This is a genomic window from Brevundimonas sp. AVps23W, from assembly GCF_058681395.1.
Genome location: NZ_CM178738.1, coordinates 1,046,078 through 1,065,327 on the forward strand (window position 1 = coordinate 1,046,078; position 19,250 = coordinate 1,065,327).

The following is a 19,250-nucleotide window of genomic DNA, read 5'->3' on the forward strand; positions in this document are numbered from 1 at the left end:
GCGGCGGTGAGGCGGGTGTTTCCATGCAGACGACTATAGGAGCGGTCGAAACCAGGTCGCGAAACTCCCTCCCGGATTTCGGCAAGGCGTTGAAGTTGCAGGGCGGCAAGCAGCGGCATTGTGCGCGACAGGCGGCTGAACCTATCAAAGGAGGACCGCGTCAGGAGCGGGTGCAGGCAAGAGCCTCTTGACGCATCTAGTAACCCATAGGTTATATGTCACCTGTAGGTGACGTGAGGCCGTTATGGACGATCAGGAAAGACGAGACGTGCGGGCGAGAGAGCGGAGGCGCACACAGCGTCTGGCGACCTGCGCGGGTCTGGGTGGAGTTGGACTGGCCCTGCTGGTGACCGGCCTTCTGGTCATGGAGGAGTGGCCGGCGAACCCCGAGATGGGGCGTCTGATCGGCGGCGTGACGATGGCGGCGGGCGTCGTCGCCATCATTGCGAGCGCCTTCTTCGCGCGGCGCTTCTTACCCAATGCAGACACCTACAGGCTACAGACCGGTTCCGCCTATCGTGACAAGGTGCAGCGGCAGCGGGCGCATTCCATGGCCGTCATGCCGATCACAGGCGCCTATCTCACCTTCATGTCGGTCAAGGCCGGCTGGGGTCTGGCTTCGGGCGCGCCGGGTGGATCGGACTATTTGATGGTGGCGGTCGGCCCCATGGTCGCCGGCCTCATGCTGTTGATGGTGGCCGGGCTGGATAATCCGCGCGACAAGCGGATGAAGCGGCTGCTGGAGGACGAGCTGACCCTGTCGTTCCGGCACAAGGCGCTGGCTACGGCCTTGGGCGTCGCTGCCGTCGGGATGGTGGGCGTCTTTGCACTGGGACTCTGGCGGCCGGCTGCGGCGGTCGCGGCCCTGCCGGCCTTGCTCTATCTAACGGCCACGGCGGCGGTGTTGCGCTACTGGTGGCTGGACCGCGAGGCCGAGCGTGGCTGAGCCTCGGCTGGTCGTGCGGCTGAAGGAGGTGCGGACGGCCGCCGGGCTGACGCAGCAGGAGTTGGCGGACCGGGCCAGGCTGTCGCGCAAGACGGTGAATACGATCGAGAACCGTGTCTTCACCCCGTCCGTGGTGGTGGCCCTGAGCCTGGCGAAGGCTCTGGATGTTCCGCTGGGCGATCTGTTTGAACTGATCGACTGAACAATCCGCTTGCGTCCGGCCCCCATCGGCCTACATTGAATGTTCTTATGCTAACTTTGAGCATAAGGGTCTAGGGAGACGGTCATGGCGGAGGGTTCGACCCTTGGGGCCTTTGGTCTGACGAAGGAACTGGAGCGGGAGACCGCCGGGGTGTGGGCGAAGGTCAAGGACCACGTCACGCCGCTGGAGTGGCCCGAACAGGCGCGGCTGATCAGCGAGATCAACCGGCTGAAGCGCGAGCGCGACGCGGTGATCCTGGCCCACAACTATATGACGCCCGAGATCTTCCACGGGGTCGGCGACTATGTCGGCGACAGCCTGGGCCTGGCCAAGGAGGCCGCGCGGTCGGATGCGAAGGTGATCGTCCAGGCGGGCGTGCATTTCATGGCCGAGACCTCGAAGATCCTGAGCCCGGAAAAGACCGTGCTGATCCCCGATCTGCGGGCGGGATGCTCGCTGGCCTCGTCGATCACGGGGGCGGACGTACGGCTGATCAAGCAGCGCTATCCGGGCCTGCCGGTCGTGACCTATGTGAACACCACGGCTGATGTGAAGGCCGAGACCGACATCTGCTGCACCAGCGCCAACGCCGTTCAGGTGGTGGAATGGGCGGCCAAGGAATGGGGCGTGGACCGGGTCATCCTGATCCCCGACGAATATCTGGCGCGCAATGTCGCGGCCCAGACGACGGTCGGGATCATCGCCTGGAAGGGCCGCTGCGAGGTGCATGAACGGTTCACGGTGGACGATATCGCCGAGATGCGCGCCGCCTATCCGGGGGCCGAAATTCTGGCCCACCCCGAATGCCCGGAAGACGTGCTGGCGGCGGCGGACTTCGCCGGTTCGACGGCGGCCATGACCGACTATGTCGAGGCGCGTCGGCCCAAACAGGTGGTGATGATCACCGAATGTTCGATGGCCGCGAACGTCGCCGGGGACGTGCCGGGGGTGCAGTTCATCGGCCCGTGCAACCTGTGCCCGCACATGAAGCGGATCACGCTGCAGAACATCCACGACTGCCTGCTGCACATGCAGTTCGAGGTCACGGTTCCGGCCGACATGATCGAACGCGGGCGTCTGGCCGTGCAGCGGATGATCGACCTGCCGCCGCCCGCCGTTCCAGCGCGCTATGACCTGGTCAAGGCGCGGCATCACGTCGATGTGGAGCTGATCTGAGGCGCGGCGTTCGGTCCCCTCGCCGGGAGCGCGCGCGACGCCCATCTGGACGCCATGAACAACACAGACACACCCGCCCGCACACCCGACCGCACGCCGGGTCCTTGGGACATCAAACCCGAGGAGGTCGCCGTTCGCGAGGCGCAGGTCCAGCCCGCCGCCCTCGAGGAGCCGGTCGAGAAGGACCAGAGCCTGGTTTGGGCCCTGCTGTCCACGGCCCTGATGGCCGGCTTCCTGTGGTGGATCACGGGCAGCGCCATTGTGGCCGGGGCGGTTCTGATCGGCCTGTTCGTCCATGAGGCGGGGCACGCCGTGGTGATGAACAAGCTCGGCATGGGCCCGGCGCGGATCTACATCATTCCCTTCCTGGGCGGTCTGGCCAAGGCGCGGCGGGCGGCGAAGAGCGAATGGGACGGGGTTCTGGTGTCGCTGGCCGGGCCGGCGTTCGGCCTGTTGGCCATGATCCCGTTTGTCGGCGTCTGGCTGGCCACAGGGCAGGGGGAGTGGCTGATGGGGGCCTTCTTCATCGCCATGCTGAACCTGGTGAACCTGGTCCCCGCGCCGCCGCTGGACGGGTCCAAGGCCCTGGGGCCGGTGCTGACGCGGGTGCATCCGCGACTGGAGCAGATCGTGCTGCTGGTCATCGGCGTGGCCGTGGTCTGGTGGGGACTGTCCACGGGCCGGTTCATCCTGGCCGCCTTCCTGGCTCTGTCGGTGTTCAGCCATCTGAAGCGCGGCGTGTGGCGCGCGGCCTGGGGCACGCTGAGCTGGCCCGAGGCGGGCAAGAGCCTGGCGCTTTATCTGCTGACCCTGGCCGTCTGTGCGGCGGCGGCGGTCGGCGCCCTGATGCCCATGGTCGAAGGCGATCCCGCGAGCGCCGTGCGCCTGGGCCTCAACTCTCTCGGAGTGCGGTGATGAACCGAACGCGACATGACGGGCCTCTGATCGTCGGCGCGGGTCTTGCGGGGCTGTCGGCCGCGCTGGAGGCGGCGCGGGCGGGGGCGAAGGTGCTGGTGGTGACGCCGGAGCCGTTGCTGAACGCCTGTTCCTCGGCCTGGGCCCAGGGCGGGATGGCGGCGGCCCTGACGGCTGTGGATTCGGCCGAGCTGCACGCCAAGGACACCGAGGCGGCGGGCGCGGGCCTGGTCGAGCCGAGCGCGGCGCAGGCCCTGACCGGCGCGGGGCGCGAGACGGTGGAATGGCTGGCGGCCCTGGGCGCGCCGTTCGACCGGGATGCGGACGGGGGTTTTGTCGTCAGTCTGGAGGCGGCGCATTCGGTGCCGCGCGTGGCGCGGGTCGGCGGCGACGGGGCGGGGCGGGCGATCCTGTCGGCCGTGGTCGCGGCGGTGCGGGCCGAGAAGATGATCGAGGTCTGGGACGACGCGCGGCTGAAGGGCCTGGTGCAGGACGCCGACGGTCGGGTGGTCGGCGCGGTGGTCGAGCGCGGCGGACGGCTGGTCGAGATCACGGCGACGGCGGTGGTGCTGGCCACCGGCGGGGCGGGCGGATTGTTCGGCGCCACGACGACCCCCTCGGCGCTGAAGAGCGAAGGCATGGCCCTGGCGGCGCGGGCCGGGGCGGAGATCCTGGATCCCGAGTTCGTGCAGTTTCACCCGACCGCCATAGACGTCGGTCTGGACCCCGCGCCCCTGGCGACCGAGGCCCTGCGGGGCGAGGGGGCGCGGTTGATCGACGGGCAGGGGCGGTTCCTGTTGGGGCCTGAGGACGACGCCGACCTGAAGCCGCGCGACGTGGTGGCGCGGGCGGTTCATGCGGCGCGGATTGACGGACGGGGCGCCTTTCTGGATGCGCGCACGGCCATCGGCGAGGCGTTTCCGCACGAGTTTCCGGCGGTCTTCGCCGCCTGTATGCGCAGCGGTCTGGACCCGCGCCTCAGCCCGATCCCGGTGATGGCGGCCTGCCACTATCACATGGGCGGGATCGCCGCCGATGCGGACGGGCGGACCACGGTCGCGGGCCTGTATGCTGTGGGAGAGTGCGCGGCGACGGGGGTGCATGGGGCAAACCGGCTGGCGTCCAACTCCTTGTTGGAGGCGGCAGCGTTCGGGCGGCGCGCGGGACGGGCGGTCGCGGGCGAGACAGGCGGCGGGCGGGCCCTGCCGGTTGTCGTGGCGCCGGATCTGCCCGAGGGGGCCCTGGCCGAGCTGAGGGCGGGGATGACGGATCATGCCGGGGTGGTGCGGACTGCGGAAGGCCTGACGGGGCTGATCGCCCTGATCGACCGGCTGGAGGGCCAGCACGGGACGGCGGCGTCGCTGGGGGCGGCGCGGCTGATCGTGCAGGGCGCGCTGGACAGGCACGAGAGCCGGGGCGGGCATTATCGCTCGGACTATCCGCAGGCGGAGGCTGAAGCGCGCCATACGCGCGTCAGGGCGACGCGGGCGGCTGTGCTGGAGGCGGCGGAATGAGCCGGGTGCTGCCTGATGTGATGATCGAGCCGGTGGTGCGGATGGCCCTGGTCGAGGATCTGGGCCGGGCCGGCGACATGACCGCCATGGCCTGTATTCCCGAGGGGGCGCGGATGAAGGCGGCCTTTGCGGCGCGCAAACCGGGGGTGCTGGCCGGGATCGACTGTGTGCGCCTGGCGGTACTGGCGATGGACCCGAAGGCTTCTGTTGATGTGCGGCTGAAGGACGGGGCGGCGTTCGAGGCGGGGGCGGTGCTGGCGGTGGTCGAGGCCGACGCGCGGGCGTTCCTGTCGGCCGAGCGGACGGCGCTGAACCTGGTCGGGCGGCTGTCGGGCGTGGCGACGCTGACGCGGGCCTATGTTCAGGCGGTGGCCGGGACGAAGGCCAGGATTGCGGACACGCGCAAGACGACGCCGGGCCTGCGGGCGCTGGAGAAACATGCGGTGGCGTGCGGCGGGGGGATCAACCATCGCTTCGGCCTGGATGACGCCATCCTGATCAAGGACAACCATGTGGCCGTCTTTGGTGGCGGTGGGGGCGGCGTCGCCGAGGCCGTGCGCCGGGCGCGGGCCTTTGCGCCCCATCTGATGAAGGTCGAGGTCGAGGTGGACGGGCTGGATCAGCTGGACGCCGTGCTGGACCTGATCGCCGAGGGTGTCGCGCCAGACGTGGTCATGCTGGACAACTTCAGCCTGGCCGACCTGAGGACCGCCGTGGCGCGCGTCGCCGGGCGGCTGACGCTCGAGGCGTCGGGCGGGGTCGATCTGACGACCGTGCGCGCCATAGCCGAGACCGGGGTGGATGTGATCTCGGTCGGCGCACTGACCCATTCGGCGCCCGTGCTGGACATCGGCCTGGACGCGCTTTGAGGCTTTAGGCCGGGTTGGAGACGTCCGTGGCCTCGACCTTCGCGGCGGCCTTGGCGGGCGAGACCGAAGGGCGGGCCGTGCGGGCTGAAGCCTGGGCGGCCGGCTGGGGCGTGGATTGGGCGCGCGATGCACCGGCTTCCGGTTGTGGCGCGGCCTGCGGACGCGGCTGAGGCGCGGGGGCGGTCGGTTCAGGCGCCGACAGGCCTTCCTGGGCAACGATCAGCGAATAGGCCACGGCCTGGCCCGCCTGGCGGGCGGCCTCGACCGGATTGAGACCGGCCTGGATCAGACGGGGTTGATCGTCCGAGGTCGAGGGGCGCGCGGCATAGGTGAAGGCCCCGCTGGAGCCTGAGCGACCGCCGAAGCGGTAGAAGAGGTGGCTGCCGACCTGGTTCACCTGGATCAGCGAGTTGCGCCAGACGGGCGAAACGCCGGTGGTGTGGAAATGGGTGGCGTTGCCGACGCCGGAATAGACCGATCCGGACAGGGCTCTGGAGGCGATGGTCTTGGCGCGGTTCCAGGCGGCGGTGTTGACCCGGCCGCGCATGGCGCCGTTGCAGGTGAAGGAGAACTGGCAGCCGGTCCGTCGGGCCGCGCCCTGATAGACGACGCCGCAGATGGTCTTGGGGAAGGCGGGGTGGCGGACGCGGTTCAGGACCACCTGGGCCACGGCCTGCATGCCGTCGCGGCCTTCGCCGCGCGCTTCATAATAGACGACCTGGGTCAGGCAATCGAGATCGCGGCTGGCGTCCAGGGCATTGGCCAGGCGGAATGGCTTGGCGGCGATGGATGAGGTCAGATTGGCGCGGCGCAGGTTCGGATCGCGGTTGTCGTCCAGCTGATCGAGGCGAGCGGCCAGGAGTTCGGCCTGACGGTCGCGCTGAGCGGAGCCTGCGCTGGTATAGGGATCATGGCGTCGGGCGATGGACAGGGCGCTGGCGTCCAGCCCGCCGGCGGCCGCCGACAGGGCCTCTTCGGTGAAACCGGCCGCGGTGGCGCCCTGAATCCGCTCGGCCTGGGCGCGCAACGTCGTCGTGCGCGCCAGGGTTCCGCCCAGATAGGCGCCGCCGATCGCCAGTCCCACCAGACCGCCAAAGGCCGCAGCAGCCGTCATGGGCTTGATCTTCGCCACACGATCGGCGCGCGACGCGGCGCGCGTCTGAGAGGAATGCGACAACGGTTCGTCCTGTTCAGCAGGGCGAGAAACGCTGCCCCCGGGGTAGTCTCGCCCTCCCGGGCGACCCTGACGGTCGCGTTCCGGACGGCGTTTCAACGCACGGCGTATTCCGCCCGACGTCGAGGACGGGCCTATATAGTGAAGTTTGTGACCTGAATGTGGCTGATTCGCAAGTCTGGGGTTAAGGCTTCGAAAGGATTAGGTATTTTCACTGTATCGGCCGGACTTGTCGGATATCCGGGCCGAAATGTGACAGTCATAAATGCGAATACTGTATTCTTTTTGAGTGTGTCTTCATTCGCTGATGCCGCCGTCGCTCAATTCAGCTGACGCGCGGTAGGTGCGTGTTCATTTTTTGGGCGTCGTCCGTATTCGCAACTTATCGTCTGTTGCGGAACCTGACTCGTGCGACGGCGTTCAAGCTCTGCCATCTGGAGAGAAGCCATGTCGAAATTCACCGTCCTGTCGGCGGTAGCCGCCGGAACCCTGGTCCTTGCCGCGTGCGGTACGACCATAGAACAGAAGGCGGCCAGCGGAGCCGTCGCCGGGGCCCTGGTGGGCGGACCGGTGGGCGCAGCCGTCGGCGGAGCGGCGGGTACGGCGGTCGGTCAGTCCCAAAAGCCGAACTAGGCGCTGGATCTGGTCTTGCCAGCGTGAGGGCGCGACCTATCTGCATCACTAAGCCGCCCGAGGCGCGCGATACGCACTTCAAATCGCGCGCCGGCTCGATTTCGCTGCGGCGAACCTTGCTTTTAGCGCCCGTATCGGGTTTGTGCGCCCCGCTTCGGGTCGTGCGTTTCTAGTCGCCGCCCGACCCCCGATGGCCGCCCCTGGCCGATCACAAGGAACCCTGACGCTTTCGCATGAAAGATCTGAAGACCGGATTTACCGACCGCCTGACCGCCCAGCAGGAAGCCAAAAAGGCCCTGCTCGCCAAATTCAAGCCGAAGGCCGCCGCCCCCGACCCCGAATTCGAACGCCTGGCTGAAAAGCGCGCCGCCGAGAAAGAAGCCCTGCGCCAGCAACACGAGCTGGCCAAGGCTGAGCAGCGCCGTGAAAAGGCCGAAAAGGAGGCCGCCCGTCTAGCGGCCGAACTCGCCGCCCAGGAAGAGATCGACGCCGAGAAGCGCGCCGACCGCAAGGCGCGCAAGCAACTGACCAAGGAAGAGCAGAAGGCCAAGCGCGACGCCCGCTACGCCGCCCGCAAGGCGCGTCGCTAGTCCCTCGACGGCTGACCAATCGATTTGCGCGTCGCGATGTTTCGCGGCGCGCTTTTCTTTGCCTGGAGCTTGGCTGCGGCTGAAGCGGCCTATTCCGCCGGAAGGGCGGCCCGGCCGTCGATGATGCCGCGCAGTTGCTCGGTGGAGTAGGGCTTGCGCAGGAAGGGCCAGGGCGTGCCGGCCAGAACCTGGTCCACGTCGTCGCCGACATAGCCCGAGGTCAGCGCGATGCGCATGTCGGGCCAGTCCTTGGCCGCCTGACGCGCCAGGTCGATGCCGCTCATGCCGCCGGGCATGACGATGTCGGTCAGCATGATGTCGAACCGGGCGTTTCGCAGCGCCTCGAGCGCATCGGGGCCGCTCTCGGCCAGTTGCACCTCCAGACCGAAACCTTCCAGCAGGTCCAGGGCCACGGCGGCCACGCTGGCGTCGTCCTCGACCAGCAACAGCCGCCCGCCACGGGTGGAAGCGACCTCGACGGCGCTGCTTGCGACGACGGGAGAGGCGGTGTCTTCAGTGCGCAGCGGCGGAAGATAGAGATGAACCTCCGAACCGCGCCCGACCGTCGATATGACATGGACCCCGCCGCCCGATTGTCGGGCGAAGCCATAGACCTGGCTGAGACCCAGGCCGGTGCCCTTGCCGACCGGCTTGGTGGTGAAGAAGGGTTCGAAGACCCGGTCAATCACCTCGGCCGACATGCCTGACCCATTGTCGGACACCGTCACACAGACATAGTCGCCGGGCGCCAGCTCGGCGATCTGGCCGGCCTCGATGGCGCAACTCATGGTCTGGATCGTGATCCGCGCGCCATTGCCGCCGGTGACATCGCCGAGGGCGTCGCGGGCGTTGACGACCAGATTGAGCAGGGCGGCCTCGAACTGGGCCGGGTCGACCTTCACGCGGGCGCCGCCGCGCTTCAGTTTGACCTTGAAATCGACCGCCTCGCCGACAGCGCGGCGGAGCAGGGGCTCGCCTTCGCGGATCAGGCCGTTCAGGTCGAGGGGCTCGGGCCGCAGCGCCTGACGGCGGGAGAAGGCCAGCAGTTGGTGGGTCAGGCTTTCGCCGCGTCTGGCGGCGGCCAGGGCGGCCTCGCCCAGCTTCTTCGTCTTGGCCGGATCGTTCGATCGCAGGATGATGTCCAACGCGCCGATGACTACGGTCAGCAGATTGTTGAAGTCGTGAGCCACGCCGCCGGTCAGGCGACCCACGGCCTCCATCCGCTGGGCGTGCATCAGATGGGCTTCGGCGGCCGCTTTTTCTTCCAAGGCCTCTGCGACGCGGACTTCCAGCAGTTCGTTGATGTGTTTGAGGTCCTCCTCCGCCCGCTTGGCGTCGGTGACGTCCAGGCTGGCGCCGACATAGCCCTGGAAGCGGCCTGACGCATCGAAACGCGGCACCCCCTCCGTGCGGATCCAGCGGGGCCCCAGCGTCGGATGATTGACGCGGCTGAGCGCCTCGAACCGGTCGCGCGCCTGGAAGGCGCGGAGGAAGGCGGCCTCGAACACCATCTCGTCGTCGGGATGAATCAGCCTGCGCCAGGCGTCGGCCAACTGCTTCTGGGAGCGGATGCCGCAGAAGCGGCGGTAGCGTTTGTTGGCGAAGACGATCTGGGAGCTGTCGTCGGTCATCCAGATCAAGGCTGGGGCGCTGTCGGCGACGGTGCGGAAACGGACTTCGGACTCGGCCAGGCGCGCCTGGGCTTCGCGCATGTCGGTGACGTCAAAGGCGACGCCGACGAAGCCGATAAACGTCTTTCCGGCCAGGCGGGGCCGAGAGAAGGACTTCAGCCAGCGCCACTCGCCATCGTGTCGGCGGTAGCGCGCCTCGAGCGAGAAGGGTTCGCCGGTGGCTTCGCCCGCGATGGACTCCGCGATGATGCGCTCCACATCGTCAGGATGGAGGGCGGCCTGCCAGTCGGCGGCCCGAGCGGTCTCATAATCCGCACCGAAATAGGCGACATAGGCCTGATTGACGAAGGCCCGTTGTCGGTTCTGGTCCGTGACCCAGATCAGGACCGGCGCCGTGTCGGCCAGGAGACGGAAACGGGTCTCGCTGTCGCGCAGGGCGGCTTCGGCGGCGCGGGCGTCGGTGACGTCGATGTTGACGCCGATCATGCCCAGGAATTCTCCGGCGGCGTTCAGGCGAGGACGCGCCTCGGTGCGCAGCACGCGCCATTCGCCGTCGTGGCGACGATGGCGCCCCTCCACCACATAGCCCGTGCGGGCTTGGTTGGCCTGTCGAGACACGGCCAGGAGCCGGTCGCGGTCGTCCGGGTGTAGGATGGCGTTGGCGTCGAACGTGCGCAGGTCCGCCAGGTCGTCCCAGAACAGGCGCTGGTCGCTGTTCAGGTGGATAACGTCGCCGTTCGCGTCGGTCATCCAGAGCATGACCGGGGCCAGTTCGCTGATGATGTGGAGGCGATCCTCGGTCTCGTCCACGCGGGCGTTGGACAAGGACAAGGCCGAGACCACCGCGTCCAGCCGCGCCAGGGTTCGGCGAAGGGACGCGCCGAGCCAGGCGCAAAACAGGCCGACGACAATGAAGTTCACCGTAGCGATGAGGCTGAGGCCCGGTGGGGCGACGGCGCCCGAGCCGCTGCTGAGCATGACCACGCCCCAGCCGCCGATCAGGGCGGTGAAGACCGCCGTCGCGCCCGACAGCCGGCCGCCTGCCAGGGCGGCGAGGATCACCCCCGGCAGCAGGATCATGAAGCCGGTGATCTCGCCGTAGAAGGCCGCGCCCGCCGCGCGCAACAGCAGGGCGGCGCCGGCGCCGATCACGCCGACCAGAATACGCATTCCGACTGACCCGCGTTTCAGGCGTGCGAGCGCCAGAAGACTGCGATCAGCGTCCAGAAATCGCGTGAAGAACGCATGTGCGTTCATGCCGCCCGCCCTCATTGCGCCGATCTCTCGCGGCGCTTGTCCATGCAACGCTTGTTCGTGATTCGCGTTCCTCACGGTCATGCTCGGACAGCGCCTGTTCGACGTAAAGACTATTCAATGGATGGAGCGAATATGACCGCAACGATCGACACCGAACTGTCCCAGGCCGAGCGCGGCGATGTCGCCGAGCAGCTGACGCGCGTGCTGGCGGACGCCTATGCGGTCTATCTGAAGACCCACGGCTATCATTGGAACGTGCGGGGGCCGGAGTTCTTCGCCCTGCACAATCTGCTGGAGCAGCAGTACCGGGACCAGTGGGAGGCGCTGGACACCATCGCCGAGCGCATCCGGGCGCTGGGCGAGTTCGCCCCGCAGGGCTATGGCACCTTCGCCAATCTGACGAGCATTCGCGACGGCGATCCGGAGAAGGAGGCGCCCGAGATGCTGCGCGAGCTGATGCGGGACCACGAGACCCTGATCGCCACCATGCGGGCCGCCCTGGATGTGGCGGACGGCGACGGCGACGACGTGACCGTCGATCTACTGACCCAAAGGCTGGGCGCGCACGAGAAGTTCGCCTGGATGCTGCGCTCCACATTGGGCGGGCGATAACGCCGGTCTTCCCGGCGCCTGAAAACGGCCCCGAAGTCGGGGCATGATTGCCTTGAAGCGAGGCTCCATGGTCGGAGCCTCGTCCTTTGTGGACCTGAATGACGCTGACGCATTGGAAGATGATCTGGACAGCGCTGAAGCGCTCGGCGGCGGCCTTGCCCGCGGCCGGCGCGGTGCTGGGCGTCGCCATGGCGGCGGGTTCGACCGTCCGTCCCGATGTGGATCGCACGGCAGAGGCCGTCGCGCGCGTGACCGGCGGGGACCTGAGCGCGGCGGGCCTGGATGCGGTGAAGGGGCGGCTGACGCCTTCCCAGCTGGCCCTGGCGCAACGTCACGACCCTGGTCTGCAACCCGCCCTATACAAATCCGAAACCGCCCTGCTGGCGACCGGCGCGCTGCGCCCCGCGCGCCCCTTCGTGTTCAAGGGAAGCGCCGAGGACCGCCGGCGCGCGCTGCGCTGCCTGACCCAGGCCGTCTATTTCGAGTCTGCGCTGGAACCGGATGAGGGGCAGGCGGCGGTCGCCCAGGTGGTGCTGAACCGGGTACGCGATCCCAACTACGCCAAGACCGTCTGCGGCGTGGTGTTCGAAGGCGCAGAGCGGATCACCGGCTGTCAGTTCAGCTTCACCTGCGATGGGTCGCTGTCTCAGGCGCCGGTCGCCTGGGCCTGGGAACGGGCGCGCAAGGTGGCGGAGAAGGCGCTGAACGGCGAAGTCGCCCAGCAGGTGGGAACGGCCACCCATTATCACGCGAATTATGTCGATCCCTGGTGGGCGCCGTCGGTGGCCAAGGTGAACCAGATCGGCGTCCACATCTTCTATCGCTGGAAGGGCGTCTATGGCGAGACCGCCGCCTTCCGCACCGCCTACCAGGGCCATGAGCCGGTCATCGACGAGGTGCGGTTCTCGCGCCCGCGCCCCGGCGTCAAGCCCGGTCAGGCGACCGGCGGCGCGGATCCGGATGCGCCCCTCTCCGAGCCCTTGACGACGGCCATGACGACCGCCGAGGTCGATGGACAGCAGCGGGTCGTCGGCGTGGTCAGCCTGGGCGGCCGCCGCCTGCCGACGCACGACGAAGTGGTCGCCATCAACGCCCGGCTTCAAGCCCTTGAACGCGCTGCGCCCTCGACGCCCAAGGTCGTCGTGGCGCCCGAAGGCGTGCCGACGATGCCGGTGGAAGAAGTCGGCCGCCCGGCGAATTGACCCTGACGTCGGTTCGCATTGCAACGCTTTGAAGGCAGAAGCATTGAGGATCGACCGGACCAGAGGTCTAGCGAGGACGCCTGATTGACACTGCCCGATAGAGACAGTTCGAGCTGGGACGAGTCCGAACGTCTGGCGACCCTTCGGGACTATGGTGTTCTGGATACCGAAAGAGAGGCGGCCTTCGATGATGTGGTCGCTCTGGTCGCCCGCATCTGCGAAACGCCCATTGCGGTCGTCAATCTGATCGACGCGGATCGGCAGTGGTTCAAGGCCGAAACCGGACTGGGCGTGCGCGAGACGCCGCTGGCCACCTCCTTTTGCGCCCACGCCATCTTGCAGAAAGAGGGCATGGTCGTGCCGGACGCCGCGCTGGACCCGCGTTTCATCGACAATCCGCTGGTGACCGGCGAGCCGGGTCTGCGCTTCTACGCCGGTCGGCTTCTGAAAACCCCTGAGGGTTTGCCGCTGGGCAGCTTGTGCGTGCTGGACACCAAGCCCCGTCCTGAAGGTCTGACCGATCTGCAGGCCATGGCCCTGGAGACCATGGCTCGTCAGGTCATGTCGCACATGGAGCTGCGCCGCGTGCTTCGTCTGCGTAACGAGATCGAGGCGCAGTTCCGCGTCCTGGCCGACGCCATGCCGCAGATGGTGTGGGCGACCCGGCCGGACGGGTTCCACGACTACTATAATGCGCGCTGGTACGAGTTTACCGGCGTGCCCGCAGGCTCTACCGACGGAGAGGGCTGGAACGGCATGTTCCATCCCGAGGATCAGGCCCGGGCCTGGGAACGGTGGAGCCGCTCCCTGGAGACGGGTGAGCCCTATGAGATCGAATACCGGCTGAAGCATCATTCGGGCGTCTATCGCTGGACGCTGGGGCGGGCCGTGGCGGTCTTGAACGATGCGGGCGAGATCACGCGGTGGTTCGGCACCTGCACCGATATCGACGAGCTGAAACGGCTGGAGCAGGGGCGGGAGCTGATCAGCCAGGAGCTGAGCCACCGGATCAAGAACATCTTCGCGGTGATCACGGCCCTTATCGCCCTGTCGGCGCGGCAATATCCCGAGGCCAAGGCCTTCGCCGCCTCACTGCGGACGCGCATCGCAGCCCTGGCGCGGGCGCACGAGTTCGTGCGGCCGCATACGGAGACCTCAAGGCCGACGGTGGGGCCGACGACCTTGCACGCCTTCCTGTCTGACCTGTTCGGCGCCTATGTCGATGAAACGGGGGCGGCGCGGGTGATCATATCGGGGGACGATGCGGTGTTCGACGATCAGGCCGCCACATCGGTCGCCCTGCTGTTTCATGAGCTGGCGACGAATGCGGCCAAGTACGGGGCGCTCTCCAACGACAGCGGACGGGTGCGGTTGACGACGCGAGGCGACGAAGACCGGTTTGTGCTGACCTGGGCAGAGACCGGAGGGCCGGTCGTGGACGGCAAGCCGGCAAAGACCGGCTTCGGCTCCTCGCTGGCCGTGCTGTCGGTCGAAGGCCAGTTGGGAGGGCGGCTGTTAACCGAATGGCCGCCGGAAGGCCTTAAAATTGTAGTGAATTTGCCATCAACCGCGCTTTCCCGACGTCGCGCGGCGGAAAAGGCGATTTGAGGAAGCGTCGCCTGAAACCCTTCCGGATCTTCGGCGTTGCGTCCGTTCCCGAACACAAGTTCAGACCATTATGACCGCGCGTATCCTCATTATCGAAGACGAAGCCCTGGTGGCGATGGAGCTGCGCTTCGTGCTGGAAGATCTGGGCCACGAGGTGGTCGGGGTCGCGGCGACGGCGAAGTCGGCGCGAGACATGGCGCGCGAGACCGACGTCGATCTGGCGCTGGTCGATATCCATCTGTCCGACGGCCCCACCGGCATCGGCCTGGGGCGGGAGCTGGGACAGGATATGGGTGTGACGGTCCTGTTCATGACCGCCAACCCCGGCATGGTGCGCGACGGCGTGGCCGGCGCGATAGGCGTCCTGTCCAAGCCGACCGACGAAGGCGCCGTTCACACGGCCATCGACTACGCCCTGCGACGCCGTCAGGGCGAACCTGTGCAATACGCGCCGCCCGGCCTGCAACTGTTCGTCTGATCGACAGGCGCGGGGCCTGCTACCAGGCCCCGATCTTCTCGGCTTCCTTGTGGCTGATCGGATGGTTGGCCTTGGCGTGGTCTTCCTCAGCGAGGAAGCGGCTGGCCTCCAGTGCAGCCATACAGCCCATGCCCGCAGCCGTGACGGCCTGGCGATAGACGTCGTCGGTGACGTCGCCGGCGGCCCAGACGCCCTCGATGGCGGTCTGCGCCGTGCCCGGCTTGACCCGCAGATAGCCGCCCGAGTTGGTCTCAAGCTGGCCCTTGAACAGTTCCGACGACGGCGCGTGGCCAATGGCGATGAAGACGCCGTCGGCCGGGATTTCCTGGGTCGAACCGTCCTCGACATTCTTCAGCCGAACACCGGTGACGTTTCTGGCGATGCCGTCCACGACGCCCACGACTTCCTCGACCGCGACGTTCCAGATCACCTCGACCTTGGGGTGGGCGAACAGGCGGTCCTGAAGGATTTTCTCGGCGCGGAACTCGTCGCGGCGGTGGACGACCGTGACCTTGGAAGCGAAGTTGGTCAGGAACAGCGCCTCTTCGACGGCGGTGTTGCCGCCGCCGACGACGACCACTTCCTTGCCGCGGTAGAAGAAGCCGTCGCAGGTGGCGCAGGCGGAGACGCCGAAGCCCTGGTAGGCGGCCTCTGACTCCAGACCCAGCCACTTGGCCTGGGCGCCGGTGGAGATGATGACGGTCTCGGCCAGGATCTCGTCGCCGCCGTCCAGCTTCAGCCGGAACGGGCGTTGCGACAGGTCGGCGGAGACGACGATGTCGTGGATGACTTCGGTGCCGACGTGCAGGGCCTGGGCCTGCATCTGCTCCATCAGCCACGGACCCTGGATGGTCTCGGCGAAGCCGGGATAGTTCTCGACGTCGGTGGTGATGGTCAGCTGGCCGCCGGGCTGGATGCCGGCGATGACGACGGGATTCAACGAGGCGCGGGCGGCGTAGATGGCGGCGGTCCAGCCGGCGGGGCCGGAACCGATAATGGCGACGCGTACGGTACGAGCTTGGGTCATGGGGCCTATTTAGGGGCTGATTCCCGTTTGCGCGATGTTAGTCTCGCCTTGGGTGCAAAGGGAGACGGGGATGAGCGACAATAGAGCGGCTTTCTTGCCGGTCGGCATAGGCGTGGGGATTTCGATCGGCGTCGCGCTGGGCTTGGCTCTGGACAATCTGGCCCTTGGGATCGGGGCCGGGGTTGCTATCGGGACCGGGCTGGGTGTGGCCTTCAGCGCGAAAGCCAAGTCAAAGAAGAGCGACGGCTCGGATGGTGGCGGGACGGTGATCCCGGATGGCGGGGACACGCATCATCATGGCCATGACGGGGGTTCCGACGGTGGCGGCGACGGGGGAGGCGGGGACTGACAAGCCCCTATTCCGCTCATCCCGGCGAAAGCCGGGACCCAGTTCTTTCGCTCGGCACTGCGCTGGATCAAAAGCGGTGAGTCCGCCTCACATCTAAACGCCCAAAGCTCTGGGTCCCGGCTTTCGCCGGGATGAGCGGAATGTAATTGGGTTAGCGCGTCCCCATGGCCTCAAGCACCGCCCGCGCCGCCCGCTCGGTTTCGGCGAGGGGCGTGTAGGTCCAACTTTCCAAGGTTCCGTCGAACGGGCGGGTGGCGCCGCGTTCGGCCAGGTCGTCGTGCAGGCGGGCGAACTTGTCGCCGGACTTGAGCGGAACCATGGGCAGGATGTGGACCGGCTTGCCTGTGGAGGCGGCCTCGGCCGCCATGTTGGCGCTGTCCTCGGTGACCAGGATGTGGTCGGCGAAGTGCAGGAAGCCGAACATCGGGTTTTCGCCAGCGCCGTCCCAGATCCAGCCCGGCAGGTCGGAAAGGCGGGCGGTCATCACGGCCTTGGCCGCCTCGGGCGTGCGGCGCGAGAAGGTCAGCATCAGCGAACCGCCCGAGGCGCGGACGGCGTCGGCGATCTGGTCGGCTAAATCCGCCGCATGGGCCTCGGTCAGGTCGAAGGCCTTGGACCGACCGCCCACCAGAACGGCGACGCGCGGGTGGGGCAGGGGGGCGATCCGGTCGGCGAAGGCAGGGGCGGCCTGGGCGATCCGCTCGGGCGTGACGCGGTGAGGCGAGCCGGTGATCTCGAAGACATTGTCGCCCGACAGGTCGTCATGCGCCGGGGCGACGATCATATCGTAGCGGGGGGTGGCCCAGCGCGGGTCCTGGGTCTGGACGACGAAGGTGCGGCCGCCGCTCCAGGCCTTGACGCGGGTCGAGAGCGGCAGAGTGGCGCGGCCGGTGGCGATCCACAGGTCGGGCCAGGGTTCAGCCAGGGCGTCGGAGATCGGGGCCAGCATCGACTGGGTCTTCAGCGCAGAAGGCAGGCGATCAAACAGGCTTCGCCATTGAACGCGTTTGACGACGATCTCGGCTGGGGTCAGGCGTTGCACGGCCTCGGCCAGGCCCAGGGCCTGGTTCTCGATCCCGGCGCGGCCGTCGGAGACCACCCAGATGGAAAGGGGACGCGCGGATGCGGTCCCCGCCATCGGGCTTATATCCACTCGACCTTCAGGATCTCGTAGGCCTTCACCCCGCCGGGGGTGTTGACCTCGACCACGTCGCCGACCTCCTTGGAGATCATGGCGCGGGCGATGGGCGAGGCGATGGAGATCTTGCCCTTCTTCACGTCGGCCTCGTGTTCGCCAACGATCTGGTAACGGCTCTCGTCCTCGGTGTCCTCGTCGACCACGGTAACGGTGGCGCCGAACTTGACCTGGCTGCCCGACAGTTTCGATACGTCGATAACCTGGGCGCGGCTGATCTTGTCCTCGATCTCGGCGATCTGGCCTTCGATCCAGCCCTGACGCTCCTTGGCGGCATGGTATTCGGCGTTTTCAGACAGGTCGCCGTGTTCGCGGGCCTCGGAGATGGCCGCGATGACGCTCGGCCTCTCGACCGACTTCAATTGCTTCAGTTGATCGTCGAGGACGCGATAGCCCTCGCCCGTCATCGGCACTTTTTCCATTGGTGTCGTGATTTTTCTGGTTCGCCCGGAGACTGGAAAGACGCGAAATAGGCACACAAAAGGCCGCGGGGCGGGCGCGGCCGGGCATCAATACTAGGGTTTCGCACTCGTAAATTCAAGGCCTGCCCCCGCGTCGATGGCGGAAATCAGGCTCGGGCGGGTGGTTCGGCCTTGGAAACGCGGCGTGTCATGCCCTTGATCAGGCTGTAGGCCAGCCAGCCGATGGCCGCGAGGCCCAGCAGCATGAAAAGGCCGGACACGAGCGCCGCCCCGGCGGCCATGAAGGCCAAGACAAAGGCTACCGCCGCCGTCAGGCCTGCTACGATCTGGATGGTTCGGAATTTCATAGAGCATTAACGACGCCGGCCTCGGCGAGTTGCGTCCCCCATGTCCGTTCGCCTCAGGCGTAGCTGTAGGCGCCGCCCCGCTCAAGCGCGCGGCGATAGGCGGGCCGCGCGTGGATTTTCTCAAGGAAGGCTTTCAGCCGCGGCTTGGTCTCCGCGTCGAAGGCGCGGTCTGCGCCGGCCTCTACGGGGAAGCTCATCATGATGTCCGCCGCCGTGAACTGGTCGCCGGCGAACCATTCGGAACGGGCCAGTTCGTCTTCCCAGAAGCCGACATGGGTGCGCAGCTGCGGATCGACGAAGCTGGTCAGGGTCTTGGCCGCGATCCCCTTGACCAGGGGTTTAACCAGGCCGGGCGCGCGCTGCGGCAGCATGGAGAAGACCAGCTTCAGCAGCAGGGGCGGCATGGCCGAGCCTTCGGCATAATGGAGCCAGTAGGTGAAGCGCCGCCCATCCTCGGTCCCAGCGGCGGGGCGAAGCCGGCCTGCGCCATAGGTTTCCAGCAGATATTCGACGACAGCCCCGGTCTCCGCGACCTTGATGTCGCCGTCCTCGATCACCGGCGACTTGCCCAGCGGGTGGACAGCGATCAGGGCCGGCGGCGCCAGTCGGCTGCCGGGATCCCGCTCGTAGCGGATGACCTCGTAGTCCAGACCCAGTTCTTCCAGCAGCCAGAGCACGCGCTGCGAGCGGCTGTCGTTCAGATGGTGGACTTTGATCATGGGTCGGCTCCGTTCGAACGGGCCAGACTATTCCGCGCCGCCGTAGGGGAAGTCCAGACCTATCGCGGGGTGCGGCCGCTCCAGCGGGTGCGGGGTTCGGGGCGCGCCTTGGGGGCGGCGCCGGCGCGGCGGTTGCGCCAGACCTCATAGGCCAGGGTGGCGAGCGCCAGCTTGCCGGCGTGCCGTCCGGCGACGCGGCGACCGCCACGGGACAACAGCAGGCCGCCGAGCAGCGGGACGAGTTTATGCAGACGGGACATGGGAGGGCTCCTTCCCGGCCTCAACGCGCCGGCGGACGTCGCGTTTCGGCCTGCGACCCCATGAACTTGCGGCAGACGAACGAAGTTTGACGCGCGCCACGGCGAAAGCGGTGCTAGCCGTGCG

The 19,250-nt window shown here is 67.5% G+C and carries 21 protein-coding genes; 13 read left to right on the forward strand and 8 right to left on the reverse strand.

What is annotated here, in order from left to right:
• The first annotated feature begins 244 nt into the window (after positions 1-244).
• The 6 genes from ACW177_RS05165 (at position 245) to nadC (ending at position 5,622) form a co-directional block, all read left to right on the forward strand.
• The gene (locus ACW177_RS05165; protein ID WP_492027559.1) at positions 245-946 is read left to right on the forward strand and encodes a hypothetical protein; all 702 of its coding nucleotides are present in this window, start codon (positions 245-247) and stop codon (positions 944-946) included.
• Positions 939-1,148: a helix-turn-helix transcriptional regulator gene (locus ACW177_RS05170; RefSeq protein WP_492027560.1), complete on the forward strand. Its 210-nt coding sequence runs from the start codon at positions 939-941 to the stop codon at positions 1,146-1,148. Before ACW177_RS05165 ends, ACW177_RS05170 begins: the two co-directional genes overlap by 8 nt.
• A gap of 84 nt (positions 1,149-1,232) precedes the next feature.
• Positions 1,233-2,324 (forward strand): quinolinate synthase NadA, encoded by a 1,092-nt coding sequence (gene nadA, locus ACW177_RS05175; RefSeq protein WP_304936426.1) that lies wholly within the window; start codon positions 1,233-1,235, stop codon positions 2,322-2,324.
• A 54-nt stretch (positions 2,325-2,378) separates the two neighbouring features.
• Positions 2,379-3,239, forward strand: coding sequence for a metalloprotease (locus ACW177_RS05180; RefSeq protein ID WP_492027561.1), 861 nt, complete (start codon positions 2,379-2,381; stop codon positions 3,237-3,239).
• The gene (locus ACW177_RS05185; RefSeq protein WP_492027562.1) at positions 3,239-4,753 is read left to right on the forward strand and encodes an L-aspartate oxidase; all 1,515 of its coding nucleotides are present in this window, start codon (positions 3,239-3,241) and stop codon (positions 4,751-4,753) included. The genes ACW177_RS05180 and ACW177_RS05185 overlap by 1 nt, the downstream gene beginning before the upstream one ends.
• Positions 4,750-5,622, forward strand: coding sequence for a carboxylating nicotinate-nucleotide diphosphorylase (gene nadC / locus ACW177_RS05190; RefSeq protein ID WP_492027563.1), 873 nt, complete (start codon positions 4,750-4,752; stop codon positions 5,620-5,622). Before ACW177_RS05185 ends, nadC begins: the two co-directional genes overlap by 4 nt.
• Before the next feature lie 4 nt (positions 5,623-5,626).
• Here nadC and ACW177_RS05195 read toward each other — a convergent pair whose 3' ends face one another.
• On the reverse strand, positions 5,627-6,799 hold the full coding sequence (locus tag ACW177_RS05195; RefSeq protein WP_492027564.1) for a cell wall hydrolase: 1,173 nt from the start codon (positions 6,797-6,799) through the stop codon (positions 5,627-5,629).
• 444 nt (positions 6,800-7,243) lie between these two features.
• Between ACW177_RS05195 and ACW177_RS05200 the strand changes: the two genes are divergently transcribed.
• Both ACW177_RS05200 and ACW177_RS05205 read left to right on the forward strand, forming a co-directional pair.
• On the forward strand, positions 7,244-7,429 hold the full coding sequence (locus tag ACW177_RS05200) for a hypothetical protein (RefSeq protein WP_492027565.1): 186 nt from the start codon (positions 7,244-7,246) through the stop codon (positions 7,427-7,429).
• Positions 7,430-7,662: 233 nt separating this feature from the next.
• Positions 7,663-8,019: a DUF6481 family protein gene (locus ACW177_RS05205; protein ID WP_492027566.1), complete on the forward strand. Its 357-nt coding sequence runs from the start codon at positions 7,663-7,665 to the stop codon at positions 8,017-8,019.
• Positions 8,020-8,108: 89 nt separating this feature from the next.
• Here the strand turns inward: ACW177_RS05205 and ACW177_RS05210 are convergent, their stop codons facing one another.
• Positions 8,109-10,907, reverse strand: a complete 2,799-nt coding sequence (locus ACW177_RS05210; RefSeq protein ID WP_492027567.1) for a hybrid sensor histidine kinase/response regulator — start codon at positions 10,905-10,907, stop codon at positions 8,109-8,111.
• 132 nt (positions 10,908-11,039) lie between these two features.
• On the opposite strand from ACW177_RS05210, the gene ACW177_RS05215 reads away from it, so the two are divergent.
• The 4 genes from ACW177_RS05215 to ACW177_RS05230 all read left to right on the forward strand — a co-directional run bounded on the left by ACW177_RS05215 (position 11,040) and on the right by ACW177_RS05230 (position 14,807).
• Entirely contained in the window at positions 11,040-11,519 is a 480-nt protein-coding gene (locus tag ACW177_RS05215) for a Dps family protein (RefSeq protein ID WP_492027568.1), read from the forward strand.
• 98 nt (positions 11,520-11,617) lie between these two features.
• Positions 11,618-12,721, forward strand: a complete 1,104-nt coding sequence (locus tag ACW177_RS05220) for a cell wall hydrolase (RefSeq protein WP_492027569.1) — start codon at positions 11,618-11,620, stop codon at positions 12,719-12,721.
• An 84-nt stretch (positions 12,722-12,805) separates the two neighbouring features.
• Complete coding sequence (locus ACW177_RS05225; protein ID WP_492027570.1) at positions 12,806-14,329, forward strand: sensor histidine kinase; 1,524 nt, start codon at positions 12,806-12,808, stop codon at positions 14,327-14,329.
• Between the two features lie 70 nt (positions 14,330-14,399).
• Positions 14,400-14,807: a response regulator gene (locus ACW177_RS05230; protein WP_492027571.1), complete on the forward strand. Its 408-nt coding sequence runs from the start codon at positions 14,400-14,402 to the stop codon at positions 14,805-14,807.
• 19 nt (positions 14,808-14,826) lie between these two features.
• On the opposite strand, the gene trxB is transcribed toward ACW177_RS05230, so the two are convergent.
• On the reverse strand, positions 14,827-15,834 hold the full coding sequence (gene trxB, locus ACW177_RS05235) for a thioredoxin-disulfide reductase (RefSeq protein WP_492027572.1): 1,008 nt from the start codon (positions 15,832-15,834) through the stop codon (positions 14,827-14,829).
• 70 nt (positions 15,835-15,904) lie between these two features.
• On the opposite strand from trxB, the gene ACW177_RS05240 reads away from it, so the two are divergent.
• Complete coding sequence (locus ACW177_RS05240; RefSeq protein ID WP_492027573.1) at positions 15,905-16,183, forward strand: glycine zipper domain-containing protein; 279 nt, start codon at positions 15,905-15,907, stop codon at positions 16,181-16,183.
• 151 nt (positions 16,184-16,334) lie between these two features.
• Here ACW177_RS05240 and ACW177_RS05245 read toward each other — a convergent pair whose 3' ends face one another.
• The 5 genes from ACW177_RS05245 to ACW177_RS05265 all read right to left on the reverse strand — a co-directional run bounded on the left by ACW177_RS05245 (position 16,335) and on the right by ACW177_RS05265 (position 19,126).
• Entirely contained in the window at positions 16,335-17,321 is a 987-nt protein-coding gene (locus tag ACW177_RS05245) for a mitochondrial fission ELM1 family protein (RefSeq protein ID WP_492027574.1), read from the reverse strand.
• A 5-nt stretch (positions 17,322-17,326) separates the two neighbouring features.
• Positions 17,327-17,800 (reverse strand): transcription elongation factor GreA, encoded by a 474-nt coding sequence (gene greA / locus ACW177_RS05250; RefSeq protein ID WP_492027575.1) that lies wholly within the window; start codon positions 17,798-17,800, stop codon positions 17,327-17,329.
• A 146-nt stretch (positions 17,801-17,946) separates the two neighbouring features.
• Complete coding sequence (locus ACW177_RS05255; protein ID WP_492027576.1) at positions 17,947-18,147, reverse strand: hypothetical protein; 201 nt, start codon at positions 18,145-18,147, stop codon at positions 17,947-17,949.
• 53 nt (positions 18,148-18,200) lie between these two features.
• Positions 18,201-18,866 (reverse strand): glutathione S-transferase, encoded by a 666-nt coding sequence (locus ACW177_RS05260; RefSeq protein WP_492027577.1) that lies wholly within the window; start codon positions 18,864-18,866, stop codon positions 18,201-18,203.
• Between the two features lie 59 nt (positions 18,867-18,925).
• Positions 18,926-19,126: a cysteine protease gene (locus ACW177_RS05265; RefSeq protein WP_492027578.1), complete on the reverse strand. Its 201-nt coding sequence runs from the start codon at positions 19,124-19,126 to the stop codon at positions 18,926-18,928.
• Positions 19,127-19,250 lie beyond the last annotated feature (124 nt).

Coding starts and splice junctions, on each gene's coding strand:
- ACW177_RS05165 (WP_492027559.1), top strand. CDS start 245: ATGGACGATCAGGAAAGACGAGACGTGCGGGCGAGAGAGCGGAGGCGC.
- nadA (WP_304936426.1), top strand. CDS start 1,233: ATGGCGGAGGGTTCGACCCTTGGGGCCTTTGGTCTGACGAAGGAACTG.
- ACW177_RS05180 (WP_492027561.1), top strand. CDS start 2,379: ATGAACAACACAGACACACCCGCCCGCACACCCGACCGCACGCCGGGT.
- ACW177_RS05185 (WP_492027562.1), top strand. CDS start 3,239: ATGAACCGAACGCGACATGACGGGCCTCTGATCGTCGGCGCGGGTCTT.
- nadC (WP_492027563.1), top strand. CDS start 4,750: ATGAGCCGGGTGCTGCCTGATGTGATGATCGAGCCGGTGGTGCGGATG.
- ACW177_RS05200 (WP_492027565.1), top strand. CDS start 7,244: ATGTCGAAATTCACCGTCCTGTCGGCGGTAGCCGCCGGAACCCTGGTC.
- ACW177_RS05205 (WP_492027566.1), top strand. CDS start 7,663: ATGAAAGATCTGAAGACCGGATTTACCGACCGCCTGACCGCCCAGCAG.
- ACW177_RS05210 (WP_492027567.1), bottom strand. CDS start 10,907: ATGAACGCACATGCGTTCTTCACGCGATTTCTGGACGCTGATCGCAGT.
- ACW177_RS05215 (WP_492027568.1), top strand. CDS start 11,040: ATGACCGCAACGATCGACACCGAACTGTCCCAGGCCGAGCGCGGCGAT.
- ACW177_RS05220 (WP_492027569.1), top strand. CDS start 11,618: ATGACGCTGACGCATTGGAAGATGATCTGGACAGCGCTGAAGCGCTCG.
- ACW177_RS05230 (WP_492027571.1), top strand. CDS start 14,400: ATGACCGCGCGTATCCTCATTATCGAAGACGAAGCCCTGGTGGCGATG.
- trxB (WP_492027572.1), bottom strand. CDS start 15,834: ATGACCCAAGCTCGTACCGTACGCGTCGCCATTATCGGTTCCGGCCCC.
- ACW177_RS05240 (WP_492027573.1), top strand. CDS start 15,905: ATGAGCGACAATAGAGCGGCTTTCTTGCCGGTCGGCATAGGCGTGGGG.
- ACW177_RS05245 (WP_492027574.1), bottom strand. CDS start 17,321: ATGGCGGGGACCGCATCCGCGCGTCCCCTTTCCATCTGGGTGGTCTCC.
- greA (WP_492027575.1), bottom strand. CDS start 17,800: ATGGAAAAAGTGCCGATGACGGGCGAGGGCTATCGCGTCCTCGACGAT.
- ACW177_RS05255 (WP_492027576.1), bottom strand. CDS start 18,147: ATGAAATTCCGAACCATCCAGATCGTAGCAGGCCTGACGGCGGCGGTA.
- ACW177_RS05260 (WP_492027577.1), bottom strand. CDS start 18,866: ATGATCAAAGTCCACCATCTGAACGACAGCCGCTCGCAGCGCGTGCTC.
- ACW177_RS05265 (WP_492027578.1), bottom strand. CDS start 19,126: ATGTCCCGTCTGCATAAACTCGTCCCGCTGCTCGGCGGCCTGCTGTTG.